The 23,394-nt window shown below is 44.6% G+C and carries 11 protein-coding genes; 6 read left to right on the forward strand and 5 right to left on the reverse strand.

Annotation, left to right across the window (positions count from 1 at the left end; genetic code table 11):
* Nucleotides 1-28: 28 nt before the first annotated feature.
* From GO495_RS22190 to GO495_RS22200, 3 genes are read right to left on the reverse strand one after another with little or no spacing between them, the layout of a single operon-like run.
* On the reverse strand, nt 29-4,381 hold the full coding sequence (locus GO495_RS22190) for a T9SS type A sorting domain-containing protein (RefSeq protein ID WP_157301933.1): 4,353 nt from the start codon (nt 4,379-4,381) through the stop codon (nt 29-31).
* Between the two features lie 18 nt (nt 4,382-4,399).
* On the reverse strand, nt 4,400-6,475 hold the full coding sequence (locus GO495_RS22195) for a fibronectin type III domain-containing protein (protein WP_157301934.1): 2,076 nt from the start codon (nt 6,473-6,475) through the stop codon (nt 4,400-4,402).
* On the reverse strand, nt 6,475-11,148 hold the full coding sequence (locus GO495_RS22200) for a hypothetical protein (protein ID WP_157301935.1): 4,674 nt from the start codon (nt 11,146-11,148) through the stop codon (nt 6,475-6,477). Before GO495_RS22200 ends, GO495_RS22195 begins: the two co-directional genes overlap by 1 nt.
* A 958-nt stretch (nt 11,149-12,106) precedes the next feature.
* On the opposite strand from GO495_RS22200, the gene GO495_RS22205 reads away from it, so the two are divergent.
* The 6 genes from GO495_RS22205 to ltrA (GO495_RS22230) all read left to right on the forward strand — a co-directional run bounded on the left by GO495_RS22205 (nt 12,107) and on the right by ltrA (GO495_RS22230) (nt 19,421).
* Complete coding sequence (locus tag GO495_RS22205) at nt 12,107-12,307, forward strand: hypothetical protein (protein WP_157301936.1); 201 nt, start codon at nt 12,107-12,109, stop codon at nt 12,305-12,307.
* 218 nt (nt 12,308-12,525) lie between these two features.
* The gene (locus GO495_RS22210) at nt 12,526-13,353 is read left to right on the forward strand and encodes an AraC family transcriptional regulator (protein ID WP_157301937.1); all 828 of its coding nucleotides are present in this window, start codon (nt 12,526-12,528) and stop codon (nt 13,351-13,353) included.
* Nucleotides 13,354-13,442: 89 nt separating this feature from the next.
* Nucleotides 13,443-13,946, forward strand: a complete 504-nt coding sequence (locus GO495_RS22215; RefSeq protein ID WP_157301938.1) for a DinB family protein — start codon at nt 13,443-13,445, stop codon at nt 13,944-13,946.
* A gap of 788 nt (nt 13,947-14,734) precedes the next feature.
* Nucleotides 14,735-15,478, forward strand: coding sequence for a PQQ-binding-like beta-propeller repeat protein (locus GO495_RS22220; protein ID WP_170302707.1), 744 nt, complete (start codon nt 14,735-14,737; stop codon nt 15,476-15,478).
* A 785-nt stretch (nt 15,479-16,263) separates the two neighbouring features.
* Complete coding sequence (gene ltrA, locus GO495_RS22225) at nt 16,264-17,571, forward strand: group II intron reverse transcriptase/maturase (protein ID WP_157301940.1); 1,308 nt, start codon at nt 16,264-16,266, stop codon at nt 17,569-17,571.
* Nucleotides 17,572-18,233: 662 nt separating this feature from the next.
* Nucleotides 18,234-19,421, forward strand: a complete 1,188-nt coding sequence (ltrA, locus tag GO495_RS22230; RefSeq protein WP_205691303.1) for a group II intron reverse transcriptase/maturase — start codon at nt 18,234-18,236, stop codon at nt 19,419-19,421.
* 338 nt (nt 19,422-19,759) lie between these two features.
* Here the strand turns inward: ltrA (GO495_RS22230) and GO495_RS22235 are convergent, their stop codons facing one another.
* Nucleotides 19,760-20,455, reverse strand: coding sequence for a hypothetical protein (locus GO495_RS22235; protein WP_157301942.1), 696 nt, complete (start codon nt 20,453-20,455; stop codon nt 19,760-19,762).
* Between the two features lie 2 nt (nt 20,456-20,457).
* On the reverse strand, nt 20,458-22,617 hold the full coding sequence (locus tag GO495_RS22240; protein WP_157301943.1) for an RHS repeat domain-containing protein: 2,160 nt from the start codon (nt 22,615-22,617) through the stop codon (nt 20,458-20,460).
* Nucleotides 22,618-23,394 lie beyond the last annotated feature (777 nt).

The following is a 23,394-nucleotide window of genomic DNA, read 5'->3' on the forward strand; positions in this document are numbered from 1 at the left end:
TCGCTGTCAACGGTAGCTTCTTTAATGATTATTGGGTGATGATGATCTTCCTTATTGCATTGCCCAGCGGCGTTTCCAGCAGCAACACATAGGTGCCTGCCGTTATATTCAGCTGGTAGGGTATATTGAATTGCTCGTTTGAGGCTTCCTTACGGTCATTCACCAACTGATTGCTGATGATATTGAACAGGCGCAGGCGTATCTCCGATGCTTTATCCAAAGTCACACGCACAGTGAATTGCCCGGTATTAGGATTGGGCATTACTTCAAATGTGGTGATGAAAGGCTGCTGTGCACCTCCGGGGGCCGGCATGGATTGTGATTCCAGTACGGCAATGTCCTTGGTGAACACCTGTTCACAATCTCCGGTATAGGAGTGCAGGCGGATGCGGTACACGCCGGTGTCTGCAAAACGCAGCGAGGCTAATAGTGTGGTGTTCTGCAATACGGTAATGTGCTGGTCGGCCGGTATTTCCCATTCGGTGCGCTCCGGCAGGGGCGTGCTGATATTGATCAGCGATACGTCCTCATTACGGAATACCTGTGTGGATACCACAAATTCAGCCGCTATATCCGATTGCAGTTGTTCTATGCGGATGGTATCACGACCGGTGCAGCCTTTACCGTCCATAACGCTTACCCAATACTTCCCGCTGTTGCTGAGCGTAACCTGTGGCGTAGCCGCCTGGAAGGTGGGCTGGCCGCCCCAGGTATAAGTGGCAACGGGATCTGTTATAGCAGCATTTACCGTATAACTTTGACCGTTACAAAGGGTTATATCGCGCCCCAGTTGCACCTGTAGCGGTGGTGGGTCCGGCATATTGAAGGACTGCACACGTTTACAGTTATTGGCGTCCTGGATGGTAAGGGTGTATTTGCCCGCACACAGCTGGTCTATCCTGTTGCCAGTGCTGCCGTTGCTCCACGTATACTGATAAGGAGGGATGCCTCCGCTGATCATCGTGTTAATAGCACCGTCGCAACTACCTGCGCAAACCGGCGATGTGATATCTGCATTTATCACAATACCATTGGGTATAAATACATCTGCGTTGTTTTGTGCTTCACAGCCGCGTACGTCTTTTACAAACACCAGGTAAGATCCTTCTGATAAGCTGCTGATGTTGCTGGTGGTTGCGCCATTCGTCCATTCATAACGGAAGGGAGCAGTACCACCGGTAACTGTGGTGGTTACCGCGCCATCCTGTCCGCTGGCGCAGGTCACCGGTGTGGTGGCCAGCTGTACCTGCAGCAGGTCCGGCTCAACGAGCAGGAATGGGTCGGATGTTTTATCAATATTATTTGCGTCTGTAATGGTCACTTTATAGGTACCGGTTGCTAACGCACTGGCCGATGGGGTCGTTTGTCCGATGGCGTTATATGTGCCATTAACCAGTTTATACCAGACAAAACGATAAGGCAGCGGACCGTATATGTGCACGCCACCGTTGGCGGTAGCTGTCAGCACACCGTCAGCGGCTCCTTTGCAGGATACATAACGTTGTTCTGCCACGGTTACCTGCAACGGAGCTGGTTGGTCTAATTTGAAATCTACCGTTAACGTACAACCCTGCATATTAGGGTCAGGACCGGTATATTGAGCGTCTGTAATGGTAACGGTATAATCACCGGCCGGTATATCAGAAAGCACATTTTCATAACCGCCGGCCACTACCTGACCTGTACCATTGCCCAGCGGTGTACCGTCCGCCCTTTTCCAGCTGACATTGTAGCTGCCGTCGGCTTTAGCAGTACCACCTTGCAGCAGTATTTTGATGCTACCATCTGAATAACCATAAGCAAGGGGTTGCGTTAATAACTGCTGTGCCACCTGTATCGGAGCTGCTGGTTGTTCTACTGCGGAGTCGCCTGATATCGGACATCCGTGGTAGTCAGTTATATCCACTGTATATGTGCCGGCATGCAGACCGGTATTATAAGCCGCCCGGCTGCCGTTGCTCCAGTTATACTGGTACGGTGTTGTACCACCGCTTACCAGGGCTTCCAGCGCGCCATTGCTGCCATCGTAACAGGTAGCTGGTGTGGTGTTGAATTGCACTTGTAACGGAGCAGGATCTATCAGGTCCGTAGTATCGGATAGTATGGTGATGCCATTGGCATCAGTGGCTTTTACCTGGTACAGGCCAGCGGGCAGACCAACTGCGGTGCTATCTGTTTGTCCGATAGGCAGGGTCATGCCGTTCACTATCTGGTACCATTCATAAGTGTAACGAGGCGTGGTTTTAAAAGGTATACCACCGCTTATTATTGCCGTAAGCGTACCATCAGTCTTACCGTTACAGCTGACGCTGTCGGTAATCTGTATATTGGCCACTAATAGTGGTGGCTGTGTAAGTGTAAATGTATTAATGAACGTACAACCGTTCCTGCTGTCTGTGGCAGCCGCATTATAGTTGGCGTCTGTGACCGTCAGGGTATAATTGCCGTCAGGCTGGTTGTTGATAGTGGTGGTATAGATTCCATTGCCATCTACAGTATTTACGGGTGTTAACAGGGTGCCATCTGCTTTTCTCCATTCAACAGTATAAGAACCGTCCGGATTAGGCGTACCACCCTTCAGATGGACGGTAATACTGCCATCAGAATATCCAAATGCTTTAGGATCTGCGATGGAATAAGCATCCACGGCAAGCGGCGCATCAGGTTGTTTAACGCTGAAGCTTATTTCCTCGTCTCCGGCAGTTGTCTTGCCGGCACATCCGTTCTGGTCTTTTACCTTTATCAGGTAATCTCCCTTGGCCAGGCTTGTTATGCTGTTCTGAGTGAACGGCAGCGTGAGATAATCATTATCCGCGACTCCTTTATACCACGCTACATAACCGCCTGCACCTCCATTAATGTTAAGATTGATACCGCCATCGCTGCCTCCAAAACATTTTACGTCAATAGGAGCGGGCGTAGAGAAGGTAACCCGTGTAGGTTCTTCCAGTTGGAAGGTGGCCGTGCTTCCGTCGCTGTAAGTGGGACTGCCATTAATATCCCCGGTAACCCTTACCTGGAAGTTGCTGGCGAAAAGCGTATTTAAAGGCCAGGTATAAGTCTGGTTTGGTCCCATCGTAACACCTATCTGATTGGGTAGAGTACCACCGATAACGTTTAGCAGGTCTTTGACTTCTACATTTATTGTCTCACCGGAATATGCCTGACGGTCAAAGGTGATTATGAAACCGCCGTCACTGGCACCGTTACAGGATATTTTCTTAGGAATGATGCTTGTGATGTGCGGAGCTTCCAGCCGGCAGTCCAATGTAATAGTGGCGGATTCCCGGTCCTGTGCGCAAGCCGGTAACATTCTAACCCGTACCAGTTTGGCGAGATATTTTTCCCAGTCATTTCCAAAAAGGCTTTTGGCGGAGACTTGAAGAATGTTGGATCCCTGTTTGTTTGCAGGGGCGTTCTGCCAAATGCCATTATAGTCCATGTATTGCCAGATGTATTGCTGGTTTGGTATCCCGGAGGTACCAATGACCCTGATCTCAGCGTCAGTAGGTAGTATATTGGATCCTTGTCCGTCGTATACCAGGTCATTCGTAACTTTTCTATAGGTCACATGGATTTTACTGCTCGGATCCATCGTCGTTACAAACGGATTCGGAATATCCCCGGTAAAATCTACACCTGTATGACTGACAGGAAAGGTCTCCGTCCGTTCTGTTGTAACGGGAAGGAAGACGGTTTTTATCCCTTTACTGTAAACTTCTATGGATGCTATTTGTTTTGGTGAGCTATGTATGGCGCTGCCTGTCCTGTTGATGACATCCCCGTTGGCGGGAATCGCAGTCGATATAAACGTTAATATCTGTTCCTGTGTGCCATCTGTATAATGAGCAGTTATGTCATAGTTTAGCTGCAAACTGGCGGGATATACTTCCGTTGTCTGGATCTGTAATTCATATACATTGGACGCAGGTTTAATGGTTATATGCATATTAGACTCAGCGTTATAGCCAGCAAATAAACCGCCAACGTTAACATCAAAACAGGTACGATCGCCCGGCGGGAATAAGTAATCTGTTTCGGCAGAAGCCGCGGTTTTGCTGCAGCTGGTTTTCCGCTTGCCATATGTTGCAATCCCTATTACCGGATTGTCCGAGGTAAAGGTGATAGTCTTGGGGGAGAAATGCCACACTTCGCCATCTCCGATACCGTCCAGGGATCCGGAGGAGATAAGCCTTGAACCGCCGTGGTCCATAATCGCATATACTTCATAAAGACTGCCGCAGGTTGCATCGCCGAAGCCCATGATGGCGTAGTCCACGGTCAGTTCATACACCGCCGTGTTCTGCGCGGCCAGCCTGCTGGTAAACACCAGCAGGGAAAGGGATAACAATAGAAGGCTTCTTTTTATTATAGATCGCATAAGTAAAGTATGCAGGGATTAATAATTTGTTTTAACTTTTTTGAGCGGGCCGCTCAAACCGTTTTTGTTCACAGCACGTACGCCATACTCATAATCGGTATTGATTTTCACCGATTCATCTACAACGGTTTTTACACTTGCCGGAACTACTTTCCAGAGACTCAGCGGCTGACCGCCTGCCCCTTTATATAGCTGATATTCGTTTATACCAGTATTGTTATCTTTCCAGGATAGCTCAATGTAACGTTGGTCCCGGTTCACATAAGCATTCAGTGCTTTTACACTGATATCGTTCGGGTCTGCCGGTATGGTTACAGTAATTGGCTGGGTAGGCGGCGACTCAAGACCACTGCTGTCTTTTGCAAACAGTATGTAAGTGTAAGTCTGTCCGCCTTCAGTGTGCAGATCTGCATAGTATTGAGTGCCATCCCGGAATGTTTGCAGCAATACCCACTTGCGGCTGGTGTCTGCACGGGCTTTCCTGTACAGCAGGTGCGCAGCTACGTCTTCATCTCCGCTATTCACCCAGGATAGTTGTACCTGGCCATCTACGACCTTATAAGCACTGAATACCGGCGAAGTAGGTGGTATTACATCCGGTTTTTTCAGTTCGAGGATAGCGGAATAGTCGGATTGATTATAACGTTTATCCAATGCCGCTACCGCATAATAAACTTTACGGTTAAGGAATTTTATAGGAACAGTGTCTTTGTAAACGGTCTTCATATAAATGGAGTCTACTAAGGGAGACAATTCTTCATTCAGTCTGCCTGCGCGGAATACCTTATACCCCAACATATCCTTTTCCATATTGGCTTTCCAGCTAAGCGTTACTACACCATTGCTGTCAACAGTGCCTGTAAGTCCAATGGGCGGTGCAGGTGGAGTAGAGTCTACCGGTTGCACCAGCACAGGGAAGGAGTGGGTCGATTCGCCTTCTTTGGCGACAGCGGTAATGGTAAAATAGTTGGACGGCAATAGCTGGTCGTATTGCAGGCTGCGCTGATCAGGAGCAATATTGGTCAGTACGGTTTTGTAAGGACCGTTTTCACTGGCGGCCTGGTTCAATGCAAAACCTTTGATAAATGTGTTACCCGCAGTTTCAAAATCCCAGGTAAGCGTCATCTTTCCCTGTGCAGAGATCTGGTTGCTGCGGATGTTAGGCACATATATCAATACGTGCCTGCCCTTACCGGTAGTAACTGCAGAAGGTGGCCCTTTTTCGCCGAATGCTGAAATACCTCTTACCCTGAACTGGTACACCGTATTGTTGTCTTCCAGGGAGTCAAGAAAATACATGCGGGGTGAAGGCTTGTTCTCTTTTTCATTCAGGTTGGTTACCGGCAGCGAACGGGCCGGCTCAAAGCTCTTACCACCATCTTTGGAACGTTCTACTATCCACGAAGTATAGTAGTGTTTTAAAACGCTGTAATCCCAGCTAAGTGCTACCTGTTTATCTCCAAACACTGCGCCTACATCACCAGGTACGGGCAGCGGTGCATAGTCCTGTATACCTATGAATACGCCTCCGGAGTCCACAGCCAAACGATCCTGTGGCGCCAGCGAGTTGACGCGGTAAAGGTATTTCTCATTAGGACGTGCTTCTTTATCCTCCCAGCCCCAACCTGCCATCACAGCGGCTTCAAAACTATTGTCTGCGGCATACAGGGAGAGTGAAAAACGCTGTTCCTGCTCGGCCGACTGTGCCATGATACTTGCAATACCCTTGTCACCGCCACCGCCCACTTCAAAATCCTTACCATACAATGCCTGCGCAATGATAGCGGCATATTGGTCATGCTGCACGATATTTTCCCAGTCGTTTAATGGTTTGGGCCGTAGCGGTTGCGTATTTAATACTTTGGCCTCCGGCGATGACAATAGCTTCCCGTCCCGGGTAACGGTAAAACGGGTAAGCTGAAAGCCATATTGGTTACCGAGCTTCCAGGCACGGGATGTGGTCATGCCCCATCGCAGCAATATGCTGTGTTGCCTGGCTGTGGCGGTAACCGCTATCCTGGCGCTGTCTTTACGCTGTGCGCGCAACGGCATAACAGCGGTAAGTATAAGTAGTATAAAAGATAGCCTGCGCATCAGAAGCCGGTTGTTTTAAATGGATTATGATAATTGAATACAGCACTGCTGGTTTTCGTACCGTCAGGCAGCACATATTGGTATTTTACTTTGTAATCGCCGTACCGTATGAAAGGGAAATGTGCGTTTATCAGGTAGTCATATTTGACCGCATTCTTTGTGCCCATGTACCTGTTCACTACTTTGTATTGCAACTCGGAGAAGTCCAGGTTGTACACCTGTGGAAGATTATAGAGATACGGCAATCTTGTCTTTATCCAGGAGGTCACTTTGCCGGTAGATGCTTCTGCCAGGTAAGTAGGCATCAGTATAAACGCCTTGCTTGGCGTTACCCCCAATTCATCCGTATTACGGTTGTTAATGAATATGTCGTTATCGATAGGATACCGGGCATACAACAGTGGGTTGATGTCGCTTGTATAATACGCATCATCCATCACCGCTTCCACATTCACCATCGGTTTGTAGCCGGTGTAATTGTTTCCTGTCATTTCCACTACTTCAAAGCCTTCATAGTCACCTACATCGGCCAGCAGACGTACTACGTCCGTGGTTACTGTTTCACCTATGCCGTCTTTCAAACGCAGCGACTGCATCTTCTCCGCAAACGTGTTGAATTTGCTGGTACGGAATCCGTAATGCAACAATGACTTGGCTACGTCGCCCCTGGAAACTGTCTGTGCCTGGTTGTTGGCGACAGCATAACTACCGTCCTCGCCTGCATCCTGCTGTTGCTGGTAAGCTACCACTTCATCGGTGCTCTGTGCGCCAGGAGGGATGGCAATTACGTCAAACTGGTAGGCCGTACCCGCCTTCAGCGCCGTTGGTGTAAAATGAATCGTCTGTGAAGGGATGTCATAGGTCATATCCATTTTAGTGGTCTGACCAGCAGCATCTTTGAAATTGATCGCATACTGCCACCTCGCATCAAACAGGTAGGCCTGCCCCATGCTCAGGTTAATGACACCTTTATCAGATTCATCCTTATAATAGTATTGCTGGTTCACTACCGGGTATGCATAAGCGATATTCTGCATCGGGATATAGTCCGGCGCGGTACCCGTAGTGAAGGTCACCGTTTCAGTCTCTTCGCCCGGTTTGCCGTCTACATAGGCCGTTTGCCAGGTTCCGTCCGCCTGCTCTTCAAAGGTCACTTTCACCGTCGCGGTCAGTTGTTTTTGAGAAGGTAGTACCTCTTTGGAGTAGAAAGAAACACCATCATTGTTGCTGTTCCATTCCAGACGACCAGGTATCGGCTGACCGTTATCCATAACGGTAAAGGATGCCAGCCTTGTGCGGTAAGTCTTTGTACCCTTGTCGTCGTCTACATCAAAAGACTGACCTATACGCATATTAAAGGCGGCTTGCGGTGCAGTGAATACGTCTACTGCACTGGCATTAGCAGTTGGTTTCAGATCGGAGATGATCTTCACATCTACCGGACTGTTACTGCCTGTTACAATCTCACACTCATGGCCGATAACCACCTTCATCCGCATATTACCTTTTACAAGGCCGCCCAATACGCTGAATTTAACTGCCATGTATCCTCTTACCCACGTAGGGTTGGGCAGTTTAGCCTGCATCAGCATGGCTGCTGCGCCGGATATGAGCGGTACACGGGCCTTGATGAATTTCAGGTTTACTTTCACACCTAACTCACCTTGTAGGTACACATAGGCCTGGCCGTTAGCGTACCAGCCGTCGATACCTATCTTATCGGTGCTGCCCACACAATGTGCATCACCATAATCTTTCAGCATAATATCAAAGCCCAGACCTGCTTTAAAGTTGGCATATAGTATCAGGAAAGTGATATCGCCCGTTTCCACGCTAAGGCTCGCGCCAAATGCAAAACCCCGGCCTTCGCCCAGTGCATTGGCATCGCGCATATAATCAAGTTCCTGTATGTCCACGCCCAGGATATCCGCAACTTCCTGTGGTGGTGGCGGAGAGCCGGGTATCTTATCGCCCACCATCAGGTAGGCGCCTGATTTAATGTTGAGACCACCTATAGACAACTTAGTGCCCAAACGGTTGGTTGGCGTACCCATATGCAGGTACCACTCGCTGGGCGAAATATGGATCACGGCCCAGCCGGCGCGGTTGCCGCTGGCGTTGCCTGTCATCATGCCGTTAGCTACGTTCATGTACATATCGAAGTTGCCATGCAGGGTAGACGTGGTAAAATCATACTGTATACCTACATAGGCAGTGATGCCCACTTCGGCAGATAGATTTTCATCGCCCGCCATGGCCGCCGCCGCCCCCGAGGGATTAGATACCTTTAGGTCCTCCAGCTTCTGGCCTGTGGCCCCCAGGCTTGCAATGGCTTTCTGTTCCTCTGCCTGCAGTTTGGCAAACTGCTTACCCACTTTCTCTGAGATATTGCCCATCGGCACTGTGGCCAGTATTTTTGCATAACCATACAGCCCCATGAAGTTGATACCACCACTGCGGTTAAACGCCACTTCAAACGATACTTCCCCATGCACTACCTGGTCCTTTACCATATCAAACAACACGGCGGCCTTAATGCCTAATCCTGCGGTGGAATCCGGCACGTACTTTACGCCCGTTGGAGAGGCAATGGTATCAATGCCTTCTTTTTTCATCCGGTAATAGGCGCCGCCGCCAAAGCCTGATATTTCCAGGGGTGGGGCTACTGCGATGCCGGGTTTAAATTCGGCCTTGCCATCTACATACCAGTAGCGGAAACCCTTGGAACCGAACATGGCGCGGGTTCTTACCTTTATTTTTCCCTTCATGAAACTCGCATTCACCTCGCCGCTTATTGCATCGCCATATACAGCGTCATCGTCATATACTCTTAGCAGACCGGATATGGACATGGCTTCGCTCAAATCAGCATGCAGCGAAATGGAATCCAACTTTATTTTCTCAAATTTCCAGGTCTGCAGTCCTTTACTGTTATCAAACTTTCCTACCAGGGCCAGGCGGGTATCACCGCCAAATTTCCCTTCCATCAGGTTAAAGCGTACTTCAATATTGAGGTTGGCCGTAGTACTGTCCTTGGTTTCCAGGGAGATTTCCTTAATGGCCACCGGGAAATTGGAGATTGTGTTCTCATCCTTGTACCCAAAATAATCGGCGGTGAGATAGGGGGCTTTGGCCTGCAGGTGCAAGCCCTGGAACACTATGCCTTTAAATTTGGCAACAGGTTTGCCATTGTCATCTACCTTCAGGGACGACGCCACTATCAGGTAACCGTTCAGCATGGCTTCAGGTTCAAAGTGTCCGTCAGACAGTTTTAACTGTACCCATGAGTTTGGGTTTAGCTGGGCTTTTGCCCGCCATACCATAAAATCCAGTGTATCAATGGTGGTCAGTTTCAGTATATATTCATTGTCCGCGGTAATAACGGCAGAATAAGCCAGTGGGGCTTTTGCCATAGGCAGGCCCAGCATACCGTTGAACGCTGCGCCTGTGAGGTGGTTGGCCACCAGGTCTATGTCCAGATGATCCACAGAAAAGCGCCAGCCGGCTGCGCTGCCATCTGGTAATATGTTATTGCCAAAGAAGTTGCCGGTGATGCCGTTGTTATCGATAATCAGGTTCTTGCCGCCAAACGAAACACGTTTTCCGGGCTGATTACGCCACGTAAATTGTTTGGGCAACGTTATTTCCAGGTCCGACACATATACCCCCCGCCATAAGTTGGGGTCATCCGCAGGCATGTAACGCTCCTGGTATTTTGCAGGGTATACAATGTCCGGGGAGTTACGCAGGTCGCTGCCATCATATACAGCTTTGCCTATACGGAACCCCACGCCTTTGAGGGGCGTTATTTCAAATGCAGGCAGTTCTACGCTCACGAGTATATCATTCCAGTCGCGCACTACAGTATTGAATGAGGCTTTTACCTGCGCGGTGGTGTCTGTATTCCGTTCTCCATCTGATTTTAAAGGCACCAGCATACTCCGCGGGAACATCAGTTCCCCGCTAACCCCCAGCTCCTTAAAGCCGTTACAATCTATCGTTACGTAGGTAAGGTCAAGCCCCTGGCCGGTTTGCATATCCATGCCGCCTTTCAATATCAGGGCTGCCGTGCCGCCGCCCAGCTTTATAGGAACATCCCCCAGCAGCACCAGTTTGGCATCGCCCAGTATACCGCCTTTGTACGACAGTTTAAGGCCTTTCAGACCAAAAAAGATCTCATGTGGCTCCTGCGGTATCTGCACTTTGGCATATACGGTAAGCTCCGCATAGGTGGGATAGAACATGGCATTGCTCACCGCGATCGTCACGGTAGTATTGCCAACGGTCTTAAAAAGCCCTATGGGCAGCTCATTCAGGTCGTCCGGCGAGAGGGAAGCGGTATAGCGGTTATTCTTGTCTATTTTCTCGAATTCTGCCTTAGCGATATCGCGGTATACGTGGGCATTGCTGTCAGTATCGTATATACTTTGCAGGCCGCCATCAGAGAACAAACCGGTTTCGGGCGCAATCAGCGTTTCCTGCACCAGTTGTTTATCTATATCCGGAAAGCTGCGGCTTTCCATCATACTGGTGGCCATGACATTGGTGGCCGGTAAACGGGTCTTAACATAATCACTGTCCGCCGCGTGTACCACAACAGTCTGACCAATAATTAACAGCGCTAACAAGCTAATGTAACGGCAATAGAACTTTCGCAGGTAAGGTTTTACCATAGGTTGAATAATATAGGTATCGGGTTGTCGGGAACAGCTCAGTTAACAACGATTAATTACTACAGAGAATAACAGTTATTTTTTCCCCCCTCACAAAACTTTCCCGGATGCAAATTTTGCGTAATATTAGTAAATTTTTAATATTGTCAAAAAGATTTATTTGTTGATGCGGCAGGATTGCAATGGAGGCATCAGGTATAACAACAATTATCAGGAATGAGATCATTTAAATCGGAAGGAACCTTGTTTTCATTTCTCAATGCATGTAATGCCTACTCATCAGGTAGTATAAGCCCTATATAAGCCCTCTCATAGTCCCCTCATAGCCCCATATAAGCCCACCTTATTTAAGGAGGGCTTATATAGCAATTGAATAGGTAATAATAGCAGGTTATAAGTAAATTGTAGCATATACTACACACCTTATGGCCCGACTTAGAGGTGTCGATTTAACAGGGTCCTATTGTACTTTGCTAAAAGCTTTTGTGCGGTGGGTGAGAGATGCTGTTGTTCGTGTCAGAATATGAGATGATAATCTTCCGGATGCGAAGCCGGTTTTCATTCAGCATCCTTACCCTATCGCTAAATAGCATCGTATGTCTTTCCCTTTCAACCTGATATTTTCAGGGGATAACGAATTGGATAATTTCTGGCATAGCAAATTGTAAATATTCCTGATTATAAAAAGAGATAACAGTTGACAAAGCCGGAGTAAATAGTGCTGCACAGCAGCTAAGAGACGATAAGACACCTTAACAGGTACTCAGATTCTAAGAAGTATTGTTAAGAAAAGGGATTGAAGAGGTATTGATAAGGTTCATCCTACGTTTATCCTACGTTCGCAACGAAGGATGAACGTAGGATGAACCTTATCAATACCTCTTCAATGCTGCTTTGCATAGGGTCTTATTATAATCTGTGAAGGTGTATCATACCGTTCAAGTATCATTTTATCATATTGATTAATAACGTACTCATAAAAGGACTATCGGGATCTATAGATAATATGACCTTTCGCCAGAGAAGCGGAGAGACCATCGTTAGCAGAAGACGCAGAGCTGCCAGTGTACCGGCTACTGAAATACAAATGCAGAACCAGGAACAGTTCAGGAAGGCTACCGTTTTTTTTCTACATACGGGCGTTGAACTGATTGACTAAAACCACAGGCTTTACTTTTTTGGACGTTGGGCGATACTTTTTGGACTGTTGGCTATTGGCACGCCGTGATGTCAGAAGCTACCTTTGAAAACATAAAACAAAGAAAGTTATGGCAACTTGAGAAAAAAAATCATCCGTATTTACACTAAAGAGCAACGAACCTGGCCTGTTGGTTTACGGGCAGGCACATTAATGATATTGTCGTATTTTTAAATAACATGAAAGTGAACCAGGCAACAACAACCATCTCTATGATCCATTATCATACAGAAACTTCAAGTGTCCGTAACAGGATCACGTTGGAACAACACTTGTTCAGTTTTCTGCTGGAAGGACAAAAGGCCGTTCATTATGCAGGTACTACGGTTCAGATCAACCCGGGGCAGTTCTTACTGCTTTCAGCCGGGAATTGCCTGATGAGCGAAAAAACGGTATCCGAAAGTGGTACTTATCAAAGCCTGTTGATCTCTTTCGATAGCCATTTACTTACAGATTTTTTTGCAGATCATCCCGGATCGGTAACTGCGGTGAACCAGCGTCGTGCAGAACCAGTGCTGTTATTTGAAAAGGATGATTTCCTGGTCACCTATACTACCTCGCTTCGCCTTATGCTTGGAACGGGAAAGCCTATATCTGCGCAGATGCAAAAAATCAAATTGAATGAACTACTCCTATATCTTTGCGACAATTATCCTGGCCAAGTGCAAAAGTTTCAGAACGTGGGTAAACTGGCCGATAACGAACTGCTGATCAGGCAAGCTGTTACAGCGAACATTGATTACCCCGTTACTGTAGACGAACTGGCTTTTCTATGCCATACCAGTCTTTCTACATTCAAAAGGCGGTTCGCAGATATCTATGGGACTTCACCCAACAAGTGGTTTTTAGAAAAACGTATGGAAAAAGCCGCTCAATTGCTTAAAAAGGGCAATCAAAAAGCCAGCGAGATCTACCTGGAGGTAGGTTATGAAAACCTGTCAAGCTTTATCCAGTCATTTAAACAGGTATATGGCGTCACCCCGAAACAATATCAGTTAGCTGGATAGCAACTGACCAATTCCTTTTATTTAAGACCCATCCAAGCCTATGGACGGTCGCGTATGTGTCTGCCGGGCTTTATTTTATCTTCATCAATATGGACAAAACCTATTTTCAGGAACTTACCGCTTACATTATCGAGACGAACAAGATCATCTGCGTATGGCTGGAACAACTCGATAATAACCAATGGAAGCAGACGATAACGAGTAGCTTCGATAGCATAGAAAAAACAACGCTCCACCTTGTAAGCGCACAGCTTGTCTGGATCGACTACTGGAGTAACAATCCAGCGCCAGTTTTTCTGTCAACTGTATTCAACGGAGGCAAAGCTGAATTATTGACCATTTGGCGGCAATCGTCAACGTTGCTAAAAATGGTCATTGATCAATACCCGGAAGCGGATTACTCGAAGAATGTACGCATTAAGTGGGGAACCGAATTTTATGAATTGAAATTCTGGCAGACGTTTGCGCACTTTGTCAATCACTCAACCTATCACCGCGGGCAATTGGTGACTATGCTGCGTACGGCAGGATTTCGTTCGCTTTCATCCACCGACCTTTTCAACTTCTTTTTACAAAGAGGCAATTATGACTGACCTCGCTGCCTTATGAGAACCAAATTGATTATAAATCGTTATCAAATTCGAACTCCTTATTAATTGGAAACTAGCTGATTAATGCTATAACTGGACAAAGCACCTGCTCCATAAATGGTTAAACCATCGTGGCGGCAAACGTGTCTGGACATGGAATAAGATTGCGAAGCTCAAGCATTATACATCCCTGAAGACTTTACTAAGTTTTTTTACTGGGTGAAAGAAAGAACGGAAACTATTCCACTGCCTCCACAAAGAACGATGATAGTCGTGAAATACACCGGGATGATATTGTTGCTGATTCTGATTGTGTATTAGGCTACAGTGGAAAATTAACAAGATAATAAGGATGATCTAAACCTAACCTGATTCATAATCGCATTTCCCGGTGATAACCGCACTTTGGGATCACAGTTCAAACTATACCTATCCTCAGGTAAGCCCTTTTTATAATTTTTTAATGTTACCGATCAATGATAAAACACGCTAAGTCGATTTCCGGAATCAACGGTTTCTATACAGATGAAAGTCATAATCTTATTTATTACATTCAGCACCAGACGGGAGGTCTGACGATCTATTGTATGGATGTCTCCACGTTTGAGATAACGTCCTGGCAAATCTTCATTGCCCTCCCGGAAAATACTTTTTTTAGTGCGTGGAATGTTAGACACGGCTACATTTTTCTGAATTTCTCAGGAAGCCTTCATATCTATCGAGTGACCGACGCCAGCCTCCGTGCAATTCATAAGGGAGCATATCACTGCAGCGATACTGAATCTTTTATAATGGAAGTTGCTGATGGTTCAACATTCAATCTTGTGAAACGCAGTCTCGAACACGACGAGATTCTTTGGATTATTCCGGACTTTCCTAATGCTTTTGTACAGTGTGCTGGAAAATACCTGATAGCATCGCCGAAGGAAGACAGGCGACACAGTTTGATTGGATATTCCGGAGTAACCGGCGAAAAACTATGGACGGTAGACGTTTCGAACTATGGAACAGCCAGGATCAATCCTTTCCTACCTCAAGAACCGTGCAGTATCTGCGGAGAGATTCTTATTCATCAAGACCTTGCAGCGGTTCTGCTTTCTGTTGGTAAACTTCTTGTTCTCGAACTTTTTTCCGGCAGGCAGCATGCCTTGATACCAGATTTTGGGACGAATGTTTTTTTGACGAATGATGGAAAAGTCTACGAAATGACAAAGAACAGGTATGGCTTTGCAGACCTCCAGGAAGGAAAATATATCCCAGTAAGACAAGACTGGGGCACTACCGACAAAGAGATTTTCGCAGGAGGTTTTTTGACCAGGTTTTCCTTATCCGTTAATCATGTATATGGATGCACTACCAGTGGGTTACTTTTTACATTACATAGAGACTCTGGAAGAATTTTGGAAAAACAGAAGCTTCCTTTACCCATCGACGGCTTCGTTCCAGCGATCTATTTCCCCTATATAATTGGATTGAGACTAATCGTCCTTGATAATGAAGGAACCATACATTTATATAAATTATCGCCACAGTAATAATAAATTACTATAAAGAAAAACTCAATTTTACCCCAATGCAGTTCATCGTTTTATACTGCAAAGTTTAGCTTAAGAAGGAGTTAATTCGTGGAAATAATTCGAAGAAGAAACAGCCTTCAAATCTTTCGACTTGAAGGCTTTAAAGCTTGCGGAGAAAGAGGGACAACTTTCGATTGCGCTGTGCAAAGTCCGTGAGGTGGGGATTTATAAATGAAACACCTCGAAATTACCCGGCAGGTAAACAGCCCTGCCCGATAAGGTCTAGTCAACCACCGGAAGCGAGTCTTGCGTAGTTATTAGAAATGGTGGCACGAAGCGTAGACAGCGACTGCTGACGGTATGCTATTGAACCTCGAAACTGTCCTCAACGTTGAAGCTTTAGTTGTTCGAAATGCTAAGGCAACATCTAACCTGCGTTATTGACGAGCAGGGGCGATTCGACCGGGGTCTTAGAACATATCAAAGGCAGACAGGGGTAATACGGGAACACAGGAGAGCCTAACGTCTCCAAACGAAAGCCGGTTATAATGGATTGACCGAACAAGAATAATCCAAGCGTGCAGGGTCTATATCGCCACCTTATTATGCGCAAAGAAAAGACGATATCGAGAGGTATCTGAACCGAGAGAAATCGAAGGTAAAGAGAAGGACGAAGGCAGTCTTAGCATCCTCATAGTACTGTTTGAAGGGTGGGAAATCAGCTCTATGAAAGCCACTTATTAAGGAAGGGGGATGTCTGTTTACGGAACTAGCATCTTAGCAACACTAAATGTACCAGAGACATGAAAGAAGTGTTAACAGTAGAGATGCAGATAGCGGCAAGGGTAAGGAAATACCCGGGAGAAGCCCTGACGAACCTGCATGAGTTTATTGATGTTGGATTGTTGAATGCCTGCTTCGATTCCCTGAATAAGAAAGGGGCAAGCGGAGTAGATGCAGAAAAATGGATCGACTACCATCAACAGAGAAACGAAAGAATACCACAGCTATTATCGGCTTTCAAGAGCGGTACATACCGCGCACCCAATATCCGCAGGGTATTTATACCGAAAGGAGATGGGAAATTGAGGCCGCTAGGTCTTCCTACAGTTGAAGATAAGCTACTTCAGACATCGGTATCCAGAATCCTGACCCCGATATATGAAGAAATATTCTATCAGCATTCATATGGGTTTAGGCCAGGCAAATCTCAGCACCAGGCACTGGAAGCGTTATCCAGAGAAGTGAGTTTAAATAGGAAGCGCTACATCATAGACGCTGATATGCAAAACTACTTTGGGAGTATCAATCACCAATACCTGCGGGAGTTCCTTGACCTGAAGATAAAAGATGGCGTGATAAGGAAAATGATAGACAAATGGCTGAAGGCTGGCATATTGGAAAACAGACAGGTGATATATCCAACAGAGGGAACGCCACAGGGTGGTAGTATCTCTCCGTTGATCAGCAACGTTTTTCTGCACTATGTTCTGGATGCATGGTTCAAAGAACAAATCCAGCCATTACTGAAAGGGAGCAGCTTTATCATTCGCTTTGCAGATGACTTTCTGTTAGGGTTTACTAACAGGGAGGATGCGCTGCGAGTTATGGAAGTGTTGCCGAAACGTCTAGGGAAATTTGGATTGACCTTACATCCTGAAAAGACCAGATTGATAGATCTGGACGAAGAAAAAGGAAAGGATAATCATCCAAAGAAAACGTTCGACTTTCTAGGGTTTACCCATTACATGAGTAAAAGTCGGAAAGGCAATCTTATCCTGAAACGCAAAACAAGCAGTAAGAAACTGAATTTGGCTTTGATGCGATTGAGTGATTGGATTAAGTTCTATAGACACAAGCTTCCTATAACGGAGCTTATAACGGAACTAAACCAAAAGCTACGCGGCCATTATGCCTATTATGGTATTACATTTAATAGTCGGCGACTAAACGCTTACTTCATGCAGACAAAACGGCTACTCCATAAATGGTTAAACCATCGTGGAGGCAAACGAGTCTGGACATGGGATAAGATCATGAAACTGACTACTGAGTGGATACCTCTTGTACAACCAAGAATCTATCACAGCTACCTTTTAGCGAAGCCGTAAATAGAGGAACCGTGTGCAGGAAATCTGCTCGCACGGGTGTGCGTCCAGCAAAGGTGGACATATCCAATGGGTGCAAGTCCCATCAGAGTAAAAGTCAAAGCTCTGTAGCTAAATGACATGGGAGGAAGAAATGAATTTCATGAAGCTCATTGAAAAGTGATCTGTAAAGCAGGTTATGCAAATTACCAGGCCGTAACGAAAGTGAATGCATAGATAGCCTCGAAAGAGCATAATTCCAGCAGGCCGAGCTAATATCCGTGTAGCGAAGGCAGTATGTCTCTCCGAATTGACTGAAACGGGAAATGACACAGCTGGCGGGGTGGTAGCAACAGCATGGTAATAAGGATATGTATCGCAACTGGAGATACCCTCCTCATCCCGGAAAGAAATGACCGGAAAAAGGTAGGTTCTATAACTTAATAATAAGGAAATGAACCGAAGATGAAAGGGAGTCGGACAGGGGAATAGTAGCGATGAAATTCTCTAATAGGAATGGAGCGAAGTCCCCTTACTAATGATCAATTTTCTAACAAAAATGGGAGGCAAAGACGACAATGATAAAAACGTCTATCACATTGCAGGAACTGAGGAAGAAAATATATATTAAGGCCAAGGCTGACAAGTCACATCGCTTTTGGGGATTGTATGTTCATATCTGTAAGATGGAGACGTTGGAAGAGGCTTATCGATTAGCAAAAGCTAATAACGGGGCACACGGACTGGATAAAATAACGTTTGATGATATAGAACAAACCGGAAGACAACAGTTCTTACAGAACATACATGAGGATTTAATAAATGACAGTTACCAACCACAGCGCAACCGGATAGTTGAAATACCTAAGGCCAATGGCAAAACCAGGAAGCTTGGTATCGCTAACATTCGCGATCGTGTAGTGCAGGTAGCAACCAAGCTGATATTGGAACCTGTATTTGAAGCTGATTTTCAGGATGGCTCTTATGGTTACCGGCCAAAACGTACAGCACATCAAGCAATAGAAAGAGTAGCACAAGCAATAGTAAATGCTAAAACAAGAGTAATAGATTTAGATTTACGTGCTTACTTCGATACGGTAAAACATCACATATTATTGCGGAAAGTAGCAGAAAGGGTGAGCGACGAAAAGATTCTCCGACTTCTGAAACAAATGCTAAAAGCAGGAGGGAAAGAAGGCGTTCCACAAGGATCTGGACTATCTCCATTGCTAAGCAATATTTACCTGAATGAAGTTGATAAAATGCTTGAAAAAGCAAAAGAAGCAACGAGGGAAGGAAAATATACGCATATTGAATATACCCGTTTTGCAGATGATGCGGTAATACTTGTAGATGAACATCAAAGGTATGACTGGCTATGGGAAGGAATCAGAAAGCGCCTTTTTGAGGAACTGAATAAATTAAAGGTTGAGATAAACGAAGAAAAGACAAAGTTCCTTGATCTAAACAAAGGAGAAAGTTTTGGGTTTCTAGGATTTGATTTTAGGAAAGTAAAATCGCTGACTGGAAAATGGCGGGCAAATTATCAGCCCAAAATGCAAGCGAGACTTAACCTAATGGGAAAGATACGGGATGTCTTTAAGCGTTTAGAATCACAGCCATTAACCCGCGTTCGGGATATTATAAATCCAATACTGAGAGGTTGGGTGCAGTACTTTCGGGTAGGGCATTCCAGTAAGACGTTTGGGTATATAAAAGATTGGCTGACCAGGAAAATCCGTCGTCATTTGAAGAAAGCCAAAAGATTGAAAGGCTTCGGTTGGAACTTATGGAGTACAAAGGGTTTATACGCTATCTACAATATTTATAGCGACTTTAATATATCCCCGCGGAAAGTGTCCCCAACGCGATAGGCGAATAAACTTTCATAAGAAGTCATTAGGAAAGCGCAGTGCGTTAAATGCGCACGCTGCGTTTGACGTGGCGGGTGGTGGAAACATTGACTGCGGTCTAATGCGCCACTGCTCGACCCTACCTGTGGGGGAGCGGGGAGGTAACGAACCGCTCTACCCGGAACCTGTTTGTGGCAAATTTGCTCCAAATCTGCCAATTTCTGAGTATATTACAGGAGTAAGAATTCATAGACCTCCTCTCTTTCAGTATATACTAACTTAAATTAAAAAAGATAGCGATAGAACGTTGTTTTAGAAGTGCAATTTTTTCTTTTGTACTAAACTGGAATAACGCTTAATTACATGTCCTTTGTGATATACATCAAACTTTCTTTCTGTTCTATAGATTCCAAATCCCAATAAAGAAACCCAGAACTATGTTGCAACTCATAATAATCAGGCGACCATGCACTCCATGTATCACTGCCTTCTAAGGTACGATAGTATAATTGCTGCTCTCGATAATAATATTTAATGACGACAAACTCATTGTAAGGAGTTACATGCCGATTAAAACTTGATAACGAATCGAGCACATTAGAGCTCATTTTTTTATACCCAATTGTCTTCAACAAGAATTGAACCTTTATAGATGAATCTCCCAAATTGCTCTCTATTAGGGTCAAATAATACCCTGATCCATTTTGTTTAAAGACAAAAGTTTTGGATGTATCTGAGATACAAGCAGAAATCCTAACAGTTCTTTCATTATTATGACCTTTGCTATCAAAAGCATCTTCAGGCAAAAAAAAGCTGGTTTCATTATTATATATTATAGTGTCTATCCTGTACAGTTTTCCATTTATAATATGTTTCAACCGGATTAAATGCCCATTCAGATATTCAGGAGTTACATTTGAACCTTTAATATCAAAGAATCCAAAGTCCGGATATTTAACATTGTATTTGCTATTGATTCCTTCATTAGATGCAGGTCCGCATGCTAGAACAAACAGCAATAGCGATATCACATTAATATTTCTTATTCTTTTCATAACTATTGAACAATTGATTGCCATGTTGGTAATGGACTATCTGCCGGCTTCAAAGGTGGGATATATGGCTCTGTATGTGGCGCACCCTTATCATCTAATCTGACGTTGCCTATATTAGGATTAATTACCCCATTCGGTTTTGCCTCTGACCATTTCCCTGCATTTTGTACACCCCAATCATAAAAAAAAGGATGTGAACTACCAGGACGTGGAAGGGGCGGTTTTCCAAGAGGATCCCATTTGAAAGTATTAGGTCCTAGCCAGCTTTCACCTTGATCAGCAATTACATTATGATCAACTAGATTTGAGAAAATTCTCATGAAATTATCTCCATTATTCTGGGGGGCTGCACAAAAGCAACCCAAAAGAATAACTTTCCCATCCTTTGCAATATTTTTTGAAAGGGCTTCAAACGAAGAGCTATTCGTAATTAGATCCTTTTCCTGATATTTTGTAGTACCAATTACCTGTGCAGCTCCAAAAACGCCGCCGTGACCAGCAAAAATAATATTTGAGTACTTCTTATCATATCCTTTCAAATAGTGATTCATGTCTTTAATTGTCGAAACATTTAGGACATCTATATTCCTATTTGCTACAGCCGCATTATTCATACCAGCCCACTCCGTTAATCCCATATTTGTAACAAATAAAGCCGTTGCCTCAGGATTAGGTTTTTTGACAAACTCTAAGCCATCCATATCTATGCCATCAATAGGTCTATTACTAGCGAACTGATAAGGTGTTAACTCGGGATATTTGGCAGTTATAGGATCAACACTTAAAAATCTTCCCAATCGAGGATCAGAAACCCGCATGCCATAATCCTGCTGATTACCATCTCCCTTTACCTCATTATCATTTTCCTTATCATTATATCCATAACGGTATTTACTGCTATTAAAACCTCTTCCCGGCATCTGCATGCCAAAAGGATAGTAATCCTGCGCTGAAACAATATCCGCTTCATAATGATCTATCGTATTGCCATTGGCAGAAACACCCACTTTCTTATCCGAAACAGTAGCCAATACATTCCCCCGATGGTCTGTCAACTCATACCGCTTATTTCCGCGCTTATACGAAACCGTGTAGCCGAAACCTATAGACCCCAAATAGATTATTTCTGATTCCTGGTCCCGATAAAGATCAAACAATAATTGCTCAACATCTTTTTGCTCCGGTACGATTAAACTGCTGATCTTATCATCAATAGAATTTTGTAATTGCTGCAAATTCACTACAGCATACTGAATTTGCTCTCTGTTCTCCAAAAAAGATGTCTGATTATATACTCCGGCTTTGGAATTCAAAAGCTTTATGCCCTCTTGTTTATGTTCCTGTGCCTGTTGCCATTGCAATTCCAGCCATCCTCTGTATAAGAAAAATACATCTTCCTTTTCCGCCATCAGGGATGCATATTTCCCTGCTTTTAATGATACACTATCAATAACCAACCCCTCTCGGTTATATACAAACATCTTCTGCGGAGAACGCTTACTCAACACTATTTTAGCAGCCGCCGCAAAAGGGTAAATATTATAATATTCGATAGTATCTGTTTTCCTGACCATCGCACCTGCGAGATTTTTCCGGATCATAAAACTATCATTCCCAATTAAAGATCCAGAAATTTTACAGTCAAATAAACATAATTGCAGACATCCTCTTTTCAAAAACCCCTCCATAACCATTAGCTTTTGTAAGGTGCTTTGGACTGATTTTACAGGAGAGCTGGTATATACTGCCCGAAGATTATAAGAAGTGTCCTCTAATGCTTCTTTGCCAAGCAGACGGTATTGCATTTCAGCGTTTTCTGTGTAGAAAAGATTCTGATAGCAGTAATTTTTGTAAAAATTAAAAGGGTCAAGGCTTTTTGAAGCGATCTGCCTATACTCATGATCTGATAACTGTGCAGAATCGAATACCCCTCCGTAACAAGTAAACCATTTGAGTTTCTTGCTATTTTGGTCAAGCACAGCCATATTTACGTATTTCGTTGATTCTCCATCTCTTCTTCCAAAAATTGTTAGCCCGGCGCGACTACCAGCAGCTAACTTTAATAATGGATCAACACGAGGGTCTCGCTGAATATCTGTTTGTGCTGTGCTATTTAGACTAATAAGAATTATAATAATAGTGAACAGGGATACCTTTCTCATGGTATAGTTTTAATAGGGCATAAATTCATTCAATTAAATACTCATCGATGACAACCTGTTACTTACCCTTGCGAAAACAAGGCAATTGGTAAAGGGAGTAACGCAAAAGGTTGCGGCTTTACAGTAGGTTACTGAATACATTAAAGGACGTTCTGAGCAAATTCACTGGTTTTGGACACTCAAAATTAATACTTTTCTTTGATAACGAAGTTCCCAGCTATCAACCAGCAAAATTACATGATTGTGGTTTTGCTAAATAAAGGCTTCATACTGAAGTAAAGTGATCCTTACACCTTAAAGGCGGTATTTACCACCCTTAAGTATAACTGGCTTTGCTAACCAGTATTTTGCATATTTCATGAGTATTCCCATCCTAAAAAAAATTCATCTTATGGAAGCGGCAATTAGAAGAAAGACTTACCGGAATATTTAAAATTTATGGCTGATTTTTTTTGAATCTATTTTAATGATGTTTACTAGCCTACCCGAAGCCATTAAAATTACATATATCGAATGCTTATGCACCATTTCGAACCAACGTAATATCTGATATTAAATCAGTTGCGAAAATAAGGATCCCTTTACTAAGAAATCCTTCGAACTAAAAAAGCCTTCAAGTCCAATGACTTGAAGGCTTAAATTTTCCTTGCGGGGCTGCGAGGGATTCGAATATTGCCCTCACATTGTATTATATGAATGGTATAATAACAAAAAGGGCATCCCATATGAGACACCCTTTTTGTTATTAGCTAAAGCCGGTCTGTTATAATTCCTTTC

The organism is Chitinophaga oryziterrae (assembly GCF_009758125.1).
GTDB classification, from domain to species: Bacteria; Bacteroidota; Bacteroidia; order Chitinophagales; family Chitinophagaceae; genus Chitinophaga; species Chitinophaga oryziterrae.

Coding starts and splice junctions, on each gene's coding strand:
- GO495_RS22210 (WP_157301937.1), top strand. CDS start 12,526: ATGAAAGTGAACCAGGCAACAACAACCATCTCTATGATCCATTATCAT.
- ltrA (WP_157301940.1), top strand. CDS start 16,264: ATGAAAGAAGTGTTAACAGTAGAGATGCAGATAGCGGCAAGGGTAAGG.
- ltrA (WP_205691303.1), top strand. CDS start 18,234: ATGGAGACGTTGGAAGAGGCTTATCGATTAGCAAAAGCTAATAACGGG.
- GO495_RS22215 (WP_157301938.1), top strand. CDS start 13,443: ATGGACAAAACCTATTTTCAGGAACTTACCGCTTACATTATCGAGACG.
- GO495_RS22220 (WP_170302707.1), top strand. CDS start 14,735: ATGGAAGTTGCTGATGGTTCAACATTCAATCTTGTGAAACGCAGTCTC.
- GO495_RS22200 (WP_157301935.1), bottom strand. CDS start 11,148: ATGGTAAAACCTTACCTGCGAAAGTTCTATTGCCGTTACATTAGCTTG.
- GO495_RS22235 (WP_157301942.1), bottom strand. CDS start 20,455: ATGAAAAGAATAAGAAATATTAATGTGATATCGCTATTGCTGTTTGTT.
- GO495_RS22190 (WP_157301933.1), bottom strand. CDS start 4,381: ATGCGATCTATAATAAAAAGAAGCCTTCTATTGTTATCCCTTTCCCTG.
- GO495_RS22240 (WP_157301943.1), bottom strand. CDS start 22,617: ATGAGAAAGGTATCCCTGTTCACTATTATTATAATTCTTATTAGTCTA.
- GO495_RS22195 (WP_157301934.1), bottom strand. CDS start 6,475: ATGCGCAGGCTATCTTTTATACTACTTATACTTACCGCTGTTATGCCG.